Raw genomic sequence first — 13,776 nt, 5'->3', positions numbered from 1 at the left:
ATTCCTCCTAAAAGTTAATTAATCTTTAATAAGCTCTCTGTCATCGTTTTTGTCTGTGCGTATATATTCTTATAAACTTCAAAATACTGCTTATATTTTTTATGATTTTCTTTATTAGGTTTATATGTCTCTCCTAATGCTATAAATGTTTCAGCACAAGCTTCCATTGTATTGAACCAGCCTAAACCATATGCAGCGAGCATCGCTGCACCTACACCTGGTCCTTCTTCATATTTCAATGCAGTGACTTGAGTATTGAAAATATCGGCTTGCATTTGTAACCAAAATCTGTTTTTTGCACCTCCACCAATTGAAATAATTTCATCAATTTGCCTACCGTTTTCTCTCATATATACAATAGATTCATACAGTGAATAAGTAATACCTTCGACTGTAGCTCGTGCAAAATCCGCTTCTTCTGTATTACTATTTATGCCAATAAAACTTCCTCTAATATATGCATCACCATGTGGTGTCCGCTCTCCTTGAATATATGGTGAAAACAATAACCCATTTGCTCCAATTGTAGATTTCTCAGCAAAATTCAAGATTTCATCAAAAGAATACGCTTTAAAAAGCATTTCTTTTAACCAATTTAAACTATGACCTGCACTTAACGTAACGCCCATTGCATATGACATATTAGGCATGGCATGTTTAAAGAAATGAATATTGTGGCCATAATCTACTTCATTGTTTGAAGTACACGATAAAATCACACCTGAAGTTCCTATACTACATAACGTTTGACCTTCTTTTATAACACCAGAACCTAGTGCACCACATGCGTTATCTGCGCCACCTGCAAAAACAGCAATATCTTCGGTAATGTTAAGTTCATTTTTTACAATTTCTGTAACGTTACCGACGTAGCTATGCGACTGTACTAACGGTGGATATATATCACCAAAGCTCAACTTATCACCTATTTCTTTTTCCCAGTTATTTGTTTTAGGATTGAAGAGAAGCGTACCTGCTGCATCACTATATTCCATAGCAATATGACCTGTTAATCGATAGCGTACATAATCTTTAGGCAGCAAAAACACAGATAATTGTTGCCAATAATCCGGCTCATTCTGTTTCATCCATAAAAGTTTAGGTAATGTAAAACCTTCGAGTATAGGATTATTTAAAAGCGTTTTTCCAAATTTATTTTCTAGTTCTTCGCATTGTTTAGTAGTTCTAGTGTCATTCCATAATATTGCATTTCTAATAGGTTTGTATGATTTATCCAATGGTACTAAACCGTGCATTTGTCCAGAAAATGAAAGACCGCTAATACGTATATTTGCCATTGCATCTTTATTTATCAATTTTTTTATACCTTCTTTTACTGCATCAACCCACGATTCAGGATCCTGTTCATTATAACCAGCATATGGTTGACTCAATTTCAAAGGAATACTTGACTGTTCAATAACATGACCACATTTATTCACAGCGATAATTTTCACTGAACTCGTACCTAAATCTACACCAAGTACAACATTTTCCACTTTACCTCTCCCTTTCTTAATAATTTTCAACTTGTGTGTTTAATGTTCTAACTTTATCGTCTCCAAAGCCAGGTTGGTGAACTTTAATATAATAAGTGATTGCTGCACCTACGAAATAACAAATTGCAAAAGCCCATACAACGCCCACTTCATTAAATAATGGTAAAATAAGCGTAGCAATTAATGGTGCAATAAAATTACTCAATCCTGCCGCAAGATTATGTGAAGAAAGTGTAGCACCAATATGATCGGGCTCTAAGGCTGTAAAAATCGCAAAAATAGGAACAAATGCTGATTGAGTGATACCAAATAATACTGCACATAAAATTGCGATTGCAAACACATCACCACTTAGAATTGGTAAGTAATAGAATAATAATGTCGTGATGCCACAACCAATACAACCGAATAACATTACTTGGCGTTTCCAACCAATTTTATCAGCGATAATACCCCAAACTACATCTCCAACGATACATGTCACATGCATTGTCCCCCATGTCCATAACCATTGTTGCATTGAAAAACCAATAGTTTCCGTAAATAATACTGGGAAGATAATAACTAACCCAAATAATGATAATTGATTGATGATACGTACGATAAAAACTTTAATAATGTCTGGATTTTTATACACGACGCCGATATCTTTTAATACTTTAGTATATCTTTGTTTAACTGAAAGCGTTATATTCGGTTTTACATCGCGTTTTCCTACAACTATAAATGCGATTAAACCGCCGATAAAAATCCATATTAAAGACATCCATAATGTTCCATTAAAACCTATAAATGGAATAGTGAAACTAGGCAAATAAGTACCAATTACTCCCATACCTACTGAGAACATTGCCCAAAACCAACCTATTGCTGTGGCTAGTCTTGCTTTATCAGTAATATAGGTCACCCATACTAAGAAACCATATAAAAACAAAGGATAACCCAATCCTCTAATACCGTATAACACTAACATCATGGGTAAATTCTCCATTCCTATTCCAAACAGTAAAAAAAGCACATGGAAAATCAGCCATATCACCGTTCCTAAAGCCATTATTTTCCTAGGACCGTAAACATCAGATAAAACAGCCGCTAGCCATGACCCCACAACTACCATCACACCATAAACTGTAAAAACTAAAGAAGCCTGACCACTAGAAAAGCCGATATCAACAATATTTTTTGATAAAAATGCCTGTTCAATACCATCTCCTGTCATAAAAATAAATATAGCTATAAGTGCAATAAAAATAATTTTCGGAATACCCATCCATGTTTTTGGACTATCTTTAGAAATTGTAACGTTATCCAAAATATTTCCCCCTTATTTAAAAAATGATTAAAATAAACTTAAACGTTTAAGTTTTAGTGATTAAGTTAACGGGATTAAAATCAAATGATTTTAAAAACCCGTCTTGCTTAAATAATCTATATAACTATAGCTTTTCAACTGTATATAACCATAACAAGCATCAACAGCTATTAGATTAAGAATATGTTTTCAAGTTTTAATCATAATGTCTTATCCTCAGCAAATGAACATGATTCACGGATAATTAATTTCGTATCTAGTTCTACCGAAGAAACATTTTCCCCTTGAATTAGATGATTGATCATTTCTCCAGCGACACGACCTATCTCTTTTGTAGGTTGTGAAATGACTGATAATTTCGGAGTATAAATTTCATTCCAATAACTATCATCAAAACCAATTATAATTACATCTTTAGAGATTTTTTTGCCACTCTCTTTTATTGCTTGTAACGCACCTAATAACAATAAATGATTAGTTGCCACAATGGCTTGAACATGTTTATTAATTAATGATTTCGTCGCATGATAGCCGCTATCAATTTGCGCATCCGTGCCCAGTTGCTGATTACTATAATAAATAATTTGTTCATCTAACTTTATATTATTTTTCTTCAACGCTTGTTCATAACCCAATTTTCTCTCTGAGGTTGTGCTAATATCAGGATTTGCTAACAATAACCCTATATTTTTACAGGTACTATCAATAATTCTTTGAGTTGCATTAAACGCTGCTTTTTTGTTATCTACGCTTATAGAAGGTAAATCTGCGCCATCTATTTTTCTATCTATTGTCAAGATAGGTGTTTGCTTCCACTCTTTCTTTAACTTCAATTTAGATTTTACAGGCACTAATATAATAGCGCTTACATTTTGTGCGATAAACGTTTCTATTAAGGCTTGTTGCTTTAGTTCATTTTCCTCTGACGACACAACAGCTATATGTAATTGATGTTTTTGACATTCGTTATTTAATTCTGTCAGTATTTCTGTGAAAAAGGGATTTTGATCAGGTACAATGAAAACAATTAAATTAGATTGTCCAGTTTTTAAACTTCTTGCAAATTGGTTTGGTTCATAGTGCAGTTTATCAATTGCATCTAATACTCTTTGCCTCGTCTTTTTTCCTAATTCAGTACTTTTGTTATTTAAAACATTAGAAACGGTCGCAATAGATACATCAGCAACTTTTGCTACATCATGAAGTGTAGGTTTGTTTTTTACCATATCCCCCACCTTAAACGTTTAAGTTATTTGTTTCGACATATTCTTGTCAGCTAAATTCATTATATATATTTATAATAATAAATGCAAACGCTATCATAAATTTTGGAAATTTTTCATTATCGCGTAATTTGAATGGACACTAATCATTTTATTACTTCAAAGGGTGTTTTATTTTCCAAAATAAAGATTTTGCAATTTACCCTTATATTCTAAATACGAATTATTAATTCTTACTATCATTTTAATAAACTTTATTTGTAACCTAACTATTTTGTATGCGTCAGTTGTACAATAACGTTAATAATTTAATTGTGAGTGTCACATAATAAAGTAAAGGTGATCTTTGTGATAAGTTCTCTATCAATAAAAAAATCATTATATGACTGAATTAGCGAGATGCATAAATGAAATCATTATCTTAATTCCTATAAATAAGTCGTGTAAAATAAATTTAAATGGATCGATGATAACCATTGACCATGCTTGTATAATTAATAATGCAGATTTATATCAATATATTGATATTGAAAATCTAATAGAACTTAAAATACCACTCCCTTTATTTATAGAAAAGGATAAATCCATCGTTAACGCCTTTTTTGATATCAAACAAGTTAAATATATAGAACAATTTCGTAACTTAATTTTGCAAAAATTACATAATCACATTCAAAATCGAAAATACATGCATCTTTATATATCAAATATTATTGAATTTTTACTTAAAGAAGCAAAAGTCCATTTAGATGATCAATATCTACCAACTTTGTATACCAAGCATCCTTTAGTTCAACGTCTGACTCAATACATACATAAACATATCCATGAACCTTTAACTACAAAGCAAGTGTCTAAAGCTTTTTATATATCACAATCGTATATATCTATTTTATTTTCCAAAATATTAAATATGAATTTCAAACAATATACAAGTTCTCTTAAAATTGCATTATCCCTATTTGATTTATTAGAAAAGGAACAAAGTATTTACGATGTCGCATTAAAATATAGTTACACTAACGTTAGTACATATTCTAAAAACTTCAAATTTTATGTAAAAATGCCACCAAAATACTATATTCATCAATTCAGGAAAAATGATTTGAATTCACCGTACCAAGTTTCTTTAAGCACATCTAACTTAACTAAGATTATCAACAAAATGTATAACTTTTCTCATAATCAACATATTTCGTCTAATCAAATCGTTTTGGATAAACTGAAGTATACTCACAAATTTAATGTGACACGTACTTTTATCACATTTGAAGATTTACATAAGTTAATTTCATTTAATCGCTCAAATTTTTCAATTAAAATACTATCGCTAATTTCAAAGCCAAATTTAATTTTACTTCACACTAATTTCGATGATTTAAACAAATTAGATTATCACAACGTCTTTGAAGCGATCAAGCAATTGCTTATCAAAGGTTTTGAAATAACTTTAAAAGTTGACAACCCGCCTTTTTCGCAAACAATTGATTATTAACATCTTGAAATACCAAATAAGTATCTACTAGGCTTTGTTGTGTCTTTATCCTCTTTTCTCCAGTATCAATAAAGCCTTTAAATTTTTTCTCGACACCTGTTAAACAACGTGCAAATGTTGATTTACCTGAGCCATTATGACCAATAATCGCTGTCACTTTGCCCTTACTAATATTGACATCATCTATATTTAAAGCTAATTTCTGTCTTCTTTTATATTTAAAATAATAATTTTGCAAATTTAAGTATCCCAATTTATTATTACGTTTAGCTTTTACATTCAATTGTTCTAAATGAATGTTTCTTAATCCTAGAGTTGCTAATTGTTTATTTGATAAAGCATTAAATTGTTCGTTTTCATAAATTTCACTTATTTTCCCATCTTTCATTATAATAAAGCGATCTGCTACTTCAGTTAAATAATGTAAACGGTGTTCGGCAATGATAATTGTTTTACCTTCATTTTTCCAAATTTTGATCATTTGTTGTATTTTAAAAATGGTATTAAAATCTAAATTTGACGAAGGTTTGTCTAAAATAATCAATTCATGACCATATACTTGAATAGCACTACAAGCCAGCATTTGTTTTTCGCCACCTGACAAATTAAATATGTCCCTATCTAAAAGGTGTTTAAAATTAAATTGTTCAGCAGCTTCTTTGATTCGTGTCATAATCTGACTGGGTGATATACCATAATTCTCAAGTTCAAATGCAAGTTCACTTGTCGTATTCAAACAAAAAAATTGTGACCTTGGGTTTTGGAAAACAGAGCCACTTTGTTGTGTTAACTCATAAACATCTTGCTGTTGTGCATCTTTATGATTTATTAAAATTTGGCCGTCTATGTCTCCCTTATAAAAGTTAGGAATAATACCATTAAGCAACCTCGTTAAGGTAGTTTTTCCACAGCCTGAAGTCCCAGTTAAACAAATAACCTCACCATCTTCAATAGTAAGGTTAATATTATTTAATATCTTGCTTTTGCTTTCTTCGTATTTAAAAGACACATCTTTTAATTGAATCATATTCTACCCTCACATTACATAATAAATGATACAAAGTAACAGTAATAATATTAATAACAACCAATCTAACCAACGAATTTTAAGGGAAATAATTGATGTACGTCTATGCGTTAAATTCAAACCGCGTGTAATTGAAGCAATTGTTAATTCGTTACCAATTTTCACAACACTGTTTAGTAATGGGACAACACGATATTCAACATATTGTATTGGATGTATAAAGGCGATTTTCAAAGAAATACCTCTCATTTTCATAGCATCCTTTATAGCAGCCGACTCTTCTCTAATTGTTGGCAAAAACCTAAACATAACGGCAATCGGGATCGTGATTTTTCTTGATAATTTCATCCGTTCTAATCCTGTTATTAACACTTCAATTTGTGTAGTTTTAAAAATATAATAGCCCATTGCAAGTGAAGGTAAAAAGCGTGTTATGATGCCCGAAGGTACAAAAATCAATAATGTGGCAACTTGGTTACCACCAATCGTTACAAATGCTTCTCCATACCACGCTATCACAGTTAAAATCAAAATGAATAACCCTATTGTATATTTCTTAATACATAATAATAGTAATGCTGGAACAAGTATTATTATTGCTCTTAAATACACTTCAACACCTGTAACGCCACCTGTTAATGCAACTAGTGATATCATCAAGATTAACGCAATTTTAATTCTTGGGTCTAAATTTAATAAATAGGTCTGTGGGATAGTTTGACTATACATTTTAAATCATACCTGTACGTTTGAAATGTTTTTTTAAAATTAATTTTGCTATATAAACGCCAATCCATGCACCAATTATTGTAGTAATAATAATAACTGGTATCATTTCAACAGAAAATAAAGTGGCGACAGTATTCTGATATTCAATACCGTATTTGTCTTGAATAAAAGATAAATATGAATTTCTCATAAAGTAAAATGGTATAAATGTACCAATAGGCCAAAAGGAAAAGAGAATATACCCTAAACAATTGTATTTCCAGCTTTTATAGTGTTTCATGGCCATTAAGCCATCTGCAATTAATATAACAGGTATACTAAATATCAACGCAATCCATGGATGCCCCATTATAGCTAAAATAAGACTTACAATCGTACCGCATATCGTCAATGCACCAAATTTTCGAACTTTTGATATCAGTAATATAATAGGTATGCCACCTACTAAACCAACCATTGCAGGAAGCAATAACATGAATATAGGTATAATACCTAAAATGCCAGGAGGTGCTATAAAAATAAAATATATTGCCGTAAAGAGTCCTATATTTATTAAATCTTTAACTTCTATCTTACTATTATTCATCTAAAACTCCCTCTTTACACATAACGATAAATATTAATATTACAAGTAGACATAACTAAGCTATAACATCATTGTAGACTCAAGATACTATAATTGAAAATAATTATCAATTACATCGTATTGCATAGCTCCTATTATTTATATTATAAACGAAAAACTTCTCAAAAACTAACTTTCCATTTCACATTTAGATATTCATTTATTCTTATTTTTCACAAAAATCAATACGTCATTTCTAAAAGCAAAGATAATACATTTTGTCATCATACAATCCATTCCTCAAGATTATATGTGTCATATTACATTTTTTAAGTGTTATTCAACTTTAAATTTTCAGAATATATTTACAATTCCGAATTTTCTTAGTATATTCATACGTATCACCACTTCATTTCATTTTTAAAAATTATTGAAGTAAACGAAAAATATTTAATAACACCTTTCTCTTTAAACAACGGGATATGAAGTAAAAGGTGTGTATTTAATTTGTATAACTATTAAACAGACTTATATTAAGTAATACATGGGAGGATTGAAAATTATGGAGAAAATGGAGAGAGCTGCACAATTAATCAATGAAGATAGTAAGTATTTTGCGAAACCGGGAAGAATAAAATACTATCCATTAGCTATTTCTCATGGCTATGGCGCAACACTCGTTGATATGGATGGCAATACATATATCGATTTACTTGCGAGTGCTAGTTCACAAAATGTAGGACATGCACCTCAACCAGTGTCAGATGCTATTAAATCACAAGTAGATAAATTCATACACTATACGCCTGCTTATATGTATCATGAACCTTTAGTTAAACTTGCTAAGAAACTCTGTGAAATTGCACCAGGGGATTATGAAAAACGTGTACTTTTCGGACTTTCTGGTTCAGATGCAAACGACGGCATCGTTAAACTTGCAAGAGCGTATACAGGAAGACCTTATATCATCAGTTTCGTTAATGCTTATCACGGTTCTACATATGGGTCATTATCGATGTCTGCCATAAGTTTAAACATGAGAAAAAAGTATGGCCCAATGTTACCAGGATTCTATCATATTCCATTCCCTGATAGATACAGAGGTATGTTTGGTAGTCCAAACGCTAACACTGTCGATGAATATCTTGCGCCACTTAAAGAAATGTTTGAAAAATATGTACCTGCTGATGAAGTAGCTTGTATCGTGATTGAAACGATACAAGGTGATGGTGGATTATTGGAACCAGTCGATGGTTACTTTAAAGCTTTACAAGATTTATGTAAAGCTCACGGCATATTATTAGCAGTGGATGATATCCAACAAGGACTTGGTCGTACTGGTGAATGGAGTTCAGTTTCACATTATCATATTGAACCAGATTTGATTACATTTGGAAAATCGTTAGCAGGCGGTCTGCCTATGTCTGCAATTGTAGGTCGTGCTGAAATAATGGATACATTAGAAGCACCAGCACATTTATTTACAACTGGCGCTAATCCAGTAAGCTGTGAAGCGGCATTAGCTACAATTGGTATGATAGAGGATGAAAATTTACTTCAAGCGAGTACAGATAAAGGTGAGTATGTACGTAACCGTATGGATTCATGGATCGAACGATTTGATGCTGTTGGAGATGTTAGAGGTAAAGGGTTATCTATCGGGATAGATATCGTTTCTGATAAAGAAAATAAGACACGTGATGCGGAAGCCGCATTAAAAATTTGCAATCGCTGTTTTGATAATGGTGTTGTTATTATTGCAGTAGCTGGAAACGTACTCCGTTTCCAACCTCCGTTAGTCATAACGTATAACCAACTTGATACAGCATTAAATGTCTTAGAATCTGCGATTGAAGATTTAGCATCTGGAAAATTAGACAATTACGACATTGCTGGTCAAGGTTGGTAAAATTGGAGGGATCAATGATGCAACAACAAATAAAACTCACAAATGTTATAAAACTTAGCGGTGCTTACATCGCTTATCTCATAGGTTCTGGTTTTGCAACTGGACAAGAAGTTATGCAATTTTTTGCATCCTTTGGCATATATGGTATATTCGGAGCTTTAGTTAGCGCATTATTATTCTGTCTACTTGGCTCCACCTTAATGATGAAGGGATTTGATCTTCAATTAAAACAGCCAGGCAGAATATTTAAGTATTATTGCGGCAACATCTTGGGTACGCTGATTGAATATTTTACAATTATTTTTATTTTTAGCATTGTTGTCATCATGATTGCTGGTACAGGAGCTGTAGTAGCAGAACAATTCCATCTCCCAAATCTAGTCGGTGTACTAGGTATGGGCATTGTCGCAATGATTACAGTTATTTTAGGATTACAAAAGTTAGTCGATATTATTGGTACCGTTGGACCGATTATTGTCATCTTAACAATTGGTATTTGCTTAATTGTTTTCTTCTCAAATATCGGTAGTTTATCTAATATGCTCTATTTACCAGAAAGCGCTAAAAATTTACAACCAACAACACATTGGTGGCAATCTGGCGGATTATTTTTCTGTTACAACATCTTAGCAGGCAGTATCTTCTTTTCACAACTTGGTCAACAATCAAATAGTAGAAAAGAAGCTGGTATTACTGGAATTGTTGGAGGCTCTGTGTTGATGTTAACAGTAATTGTAATGATTATTGCGCTATTAGTGCATTCTGATCATGTATTTGAATTAGAGGTTCCTGTACTTTATTTAGGTAATACGATTGCGCCGTTTATAGCATTTATATTTTCAGTATGTATTTTATTAGGGATTTATTCTACAACTGCACCAATGTATTGGTTAGTTAAAAATGAATTTATGAAGATTTTCCCATCAAAACTTAGCGTTCCTGTAACAGTTGTGTTAGGTATTATTTTTATAATTTGTGGTACATTACCTTTTGGAGAATTAGTATCCATTATATATCCATTTGTAGGTTATATAGGAGCAATTGTTGTAGTTATCATTTTTGTGCGTACGTTATATAATAATTTCGTCAATAAACGTAGTACATAAATGACAGCCGTTAAAATTCAATAAAAAAAGTCCAAGACATTAATTTATGCCTTGGACTTTTTTATTGAGTTTATTGAAAACAGACTATCTATTCCCCACATCATGACCGATTTCTACTGTTTTATCATTTTTATTATAAAGCGCAGCTTGTACACTTCCAAAGTTAGGATCATTACGTTTTTCTTCAATTTCAAAACCTAAACTTTTGAAAATGTCTATATCTTGCTGGTCAGTAGCATTTTCATAAAAGATTTTGCCTCCATCGTTATAAAAACGCGGTTTATTGATAGATTCTTGTAGCGTACCATCGTTACGCAAGTAATCAATAATCACCTCATTTAATGTAGTCGGAATTTTGTTACCACCTGGCGTTCCTATACCCATATAATAATCAGGACCAACTACGATGCTCGGTGAAGTAAATGAACGTGGTTGCTTGTGTTTCGCACCATAATTTGGACTAGATGGATTAGAAGAGAAGTTGCTCAATGAATTATTCATATAGAACCCTTCTTTCATATACTTTCCTGAACCAAAGAAGCTTGCTAATGTATTCGTTGTACTTGTCAATTGTCCATTTTTATCAACTACTACAAAGTGTGTTGTACTTGTATTATCGATGTTATTGGTATTAAAATTACTTTCAAAATTAATTTCATTTAATCTACCTAACAAGTAATCTTGTGAAAGATATTCATCATAATCTTCATCTTGTCCATTTACAATATCCCTATTTCGATACATTAAATCTCTAGATTTTAATATACCAGTAATATAATCTAGACGATTACCTTGAGCTGCTTGATTATTTGTAGCTTCGTCAATTTCTAAACCTTGAAGCATCAATGATCCTCCTAAAGGATTTGAAGCCGCATAAACTTTATTATTTAAGTAATCTGTACTCACTGGCTCTTTTTTCTCCGTTTTATAACTTTGAAAATCTTTTTCTGTTAGTTTGTCATCCGTTTGCTTAGTGACACTTTTACCAACTTTATCATAGAAATAATTAGGGCCATTGTCTCTAATACCTTTCAATGTTTTAGCTAAAGCTGGTTGTTTAATGACATCACCTTCTCTTTTTGTTTGCTCTCCTTCAAAGAAAGGTGAATCTCTATCTACGTCCGAACCATATAGTTTCAAACTTCTTTCTAGTTCTGAATCAACTTCAAAACCTTCTTCAGCTAAAGGAATAACATAGTTCATGATTTTCTTTCTATCCATTTTCCCCGCTTCTTTATGTGCATCTTCAAGACCTCGAACGAAACCTGGCACACCGATTTTATCTTTTTGTTTGTAATTAAAGGAAGAAATATCTTTATATTGCCATTGTTTCGGCGCAACATTTTCTTGACCATCGTAAGCCAGCATTGCACCTCCACCACCTAGACCTGATGAGTGTGGTTCAGTGACAGCAAGCGCATATGAGACACCGATTGAAGCATCAACTGCATTACCGCCATCTTGCAAAATTTTCTCTCCAACACGTGTAGCAATCGGATTATTGGAAGCTACACCGTAATTTTTATCCGATATGTCTTGTTGATGATCTGCAATTTTATTCTCATATAAATCATCTTTATTATAATTATCCTTTTTTGTAATCATATAAAATGTGAAGGATATGATAATAGTAAGGAGTAATATTACGATGAGCGTTTTTTTATTGTAAATACTCATAGTTAAGCTCCTTTAGACAAATATTGATGGTGTGAAGATTTAAGTTCATTTTGTTCATAATGGTCTAAACCTTCATTCGCTCTAGCGAATACAATTAGTAAGAATATTATCAATACAACTGCAATGATTGTAATACTTACCCAATGGTCTTTAATGTTCATAAATATAACCTCCATTCTCTTTTTTAAGATTAATGTTGTCACCTTTTATATTGTTTAATAATTTAGTTTCTTCAATTTTGTTGGGTGTAGATTTAGTCAATTTACCACCCACTGTTTTTATTGGGGTGATCATAAACCTAGAATTTTTACCATTCCAATTTTGTTGGACAGCTAAGCCTTGTTTATTCTTTGATAAGAAACCTTCTGAGGTGACATTACCTAAACTATAAAAAATGCTAGCGTCTTTATAATTTTCAATTTCCTGAACAACTGTATTATGTCCGACGATGACATCAGCACCCGCATCTACTAAAGAGTGTGCATATTTTTTTTGTCTTGTTGTTACTGACCTTTCATCAGTTATCCCCCAGTCCACATTAACTACTACATAATCATTTTTTTCTTTCAATTTTTTTATTAATGGAACATAGATATTGGGTTCCAAGCTGATGGACGTAGTATTTTTCAATGGATCTGTGTAATCAGACTCAACGTCTGTAAAGGAAACGTTTGCTACTTTCTTACCTTTCACCGTTTGTTGTACTGTTTTACTGTTAATAGGATTAGAACCATTACCAGTTAAAAAATTATAACCATTTTGTGCTTCAACAGCTCTACTAAAATCTCTTGCTGTAATATTATCAGTGACTTGATTTATGATATTTAAACTTTTAATATTTAAACCTTTTAAAAACATTACATTTTCTAAATTTTTAGTAATATTTGTTTTTCTATCATCTGAAAATTTGGTTAGTTTTAAACTTGCTGTTGAATAATCACTGTTTTTTAACATGTCTTCAACGGCGCTAAAGGTATCATTAATATTGTTTTTTCTCGTATGACTATTTAATTCCACATTACCTAGATATGTTAGTTTAATTTCATCTTTTCCTTTATTCATAGCTTTAACAGGCTCAAAATCCTGATGCTTCAACACAAATACTAACAAAATCAACGCTATAATTAATATCAAGCCGGTATATATGGAATTCCTTCTTTTATGGCGTTTTGTCCATTTCAAAACACGCTCATCGATAGAGAATCGTTTAGATTGCTTCATATATCTGCTCCTT

12 protein-coding genes are annotated in these 13,776 nt (G+C 31.8%); 3 read left to right on the top strand and 9 right to left on the bottom strand.

The window, feature by feature from the left end; all coding sequences use genetic code 11:
* Nucleotides 1-14: 14 nt before the first annotated feature.
* The 3 genes from xylB to KA856_RS02400 all read right to left on the bottom strand — a co-directional run bounded on the left by xylB (nt 15) and on the right by KA856_RS02400 (nt 4,037).
* Nucleotides 15-1,499 carry a xylulokinase gene (xylB, locus tag KA856_RS02410; protein ID WP_183076638.1) on the bottom strand — a complete coding sequence of 495 codons (1,485 nt, stop codon included), beginning with the start codon at nt 1,497-1,499 and terminating at the stop codon, nt 15-17.
* A gap of 16 nt (nt 1,500-1,515) precedes the next feature.
* Complete coding sequence (locus KA856_RS02405) at nt 1,516-2,811, bottom strand: MFS transporter (protein ID WP_224395352.1); 1,296 nt, start codon at nt 2,809-2,811, stop codon at nt 1,516-1,518.
* Between the two features lie 200 nt (nt 2,812-3,011).
* Nucleotides 3,012-4,037, bottom strand: a complete 1,026-nt coding sequence (locus tag KA856_RS02400; RefSeq protein ID WP_210129318.1) for a LacI family DNA-binding transcriptional regulator — start codon at nt 4,035-4,037, stop codon at nt 3,012-3,014.
* Nucleotides 4,038-4,500: 463 nt separating this feature from the next.
* On the opposite strand from KA856_RS02400, the gene KA856_RS02395 reads away from it, so the two are divergent.
* Nucleotides 4,501-5,529: a helix-turn-helix domain-containing protein gene (locus KA856_RS02395; protein WP_210129319.1), complete on the top strand. Its 1,029-nt coding sequence runs from the start codon at nt 4,501-4,503 to the stop codon at nt 5,527-5,529.
* Here the strand turns inward: KA856_RS02395 and KA856_RS02390 are convergent.
* From KA856_RS02390 to KA856_RS02380, 3 genes are read right to left on the bottom strand one after another with little or no spacing between them, the layout of a single operon-like run.
* The gene (locus tag KA856_RS02390; protein WP_245336588.1) at nt 5,465-6,556 is read right to left on the bottom strand and encodes an ABC transporter ATP-binding protein; all 1,092 of its coding nucleotides are present in this window, start codon (nt 6,554-6,556) and stop codon (nt 5,465-5,467) included. The genes KA856_RS02395 and KA856_RS02390 overlap by 65 nt on opposite strands.
* 9 nt (nt 6,557-6,565) lie before the next feature.
* Nucleotides 6,566-7,285 carry an energy-coupling factor transporter transmembrane component T gene (locus tag KA856_RS02385; RefSeq protein ID WP_107384010.1) on the bottom strand — a complete coding sequence of 240 codons (720 nt, stop codon included), beginning with the start codon at nt 7,283-7,285 and terminating at the stop codon, nt 6,566-6,568.
* Nucleotide 7,286: 1 nt separating this feature from the next.
* Nucleotides 7,287-7,871: an MptD family putative ECF transporter S component gene (locus tag KA856_RS02380; RefSeq protein ID WP_107385996.1), complete on the bottom strand. Its 585-nt coding sequence runs from the start codon at nt 7,869-7,871 to the stop codon at nt 7,287-7,289.
* A 550-nt stretch (nt 7,872-8,421) separates the two neighbouring features.
* On the opposite strand from KA856_RS02380, the gene KA856_RS02375 reads away from it, so the two are divergent.
* Together KA856_RS02375 and KA856_RS02370 are read left to right on the top strand one after the other, a co-directional pair.
* Nucleotides 8,422-9,759, top strand: coding sequence for an aspartate aminotransferase family protein (locus KA856_RS02375; protein WP_107384013.1), 1,338 nt, complete (start codon nt 8,422-8,424; stop codon nt 9,757-9,759).
* A gap of 17 nt (nt 9,760-9,776) precedes the next feature.
* A complete protein-coding gene (locus KA856_RS02370; RefSeq protein WP_107384008.1) occupies nt 9,777-10,865 on the top strand; it encodes a YkvI family membrane protein in 1,089 nt (362 codons plus the stop codon).
* Between the two features lie 84 nt (nt 10,866-10,949).
* On the opposite strand, the gene KA856_RS02365 is transcribed toward KA856_RS02370, so the two are convergent.
* The 3 genes from KA856_RS02365 to KA856_RS02355 are packed head-to-tail and all read right to left on the bottom strand — an operon-like array spanning nt 10,950 to nt 13,763.
* The gene (locus tag KA856_RS02365; RefSeq protein WP_107384007.1) at nt 10,950-12,542 is read right to left on the bottom strand and encodes a gamma-glutamyltransferase; all 1,593 of its coding nucleotides are present in this window, start codon (nt 12,540-12,542) and stop codon (nt 10,950-10,952) included.
* Nucleotides 12,543-12,544: 2 nt separating this feature from the next.
* On the bottom strand, nt 12,545-12,703 hold the full coding sequence (locus KA856_RS02360; protein WP_182467335.1) for a hypothetical protein: 159 nt from the start codon (nt 12,701-12,703) through the stop codon (nt 12,545-12,547).
* Nucleotides 12,693-13,763, bottom strand: a complete 1,071-nt coding sequence (locus tag KA856_RS02355; protein ID WP_107384006.1) for a CapA family protein — start codon at nt 13,761-13,763, stop codon at nt 12,693-12,695. The genes KA856_RS02360 and KA856_RS02355 overlap by 11 nt, the downstream gene beginning before the upstream one ends.
* Between the last annotated feature and the right edge of the window lie 13 nt (nt 13,764-13,776).

Source organism: Staphylococcus sp. GDB9P120P, assembly GCF_017893435.1.
GTDB lineage: Bacteria > Bacillota > Bacilli > Staphylococcales > Staphylococcaceae > Staphylococcus > Staphylococcus cohnii.
The sequence above is the reverse complement of the archived record's forward strand: the minus strand, read 5'-3'. Positions and strand labels throughout refer to the sequence as shown.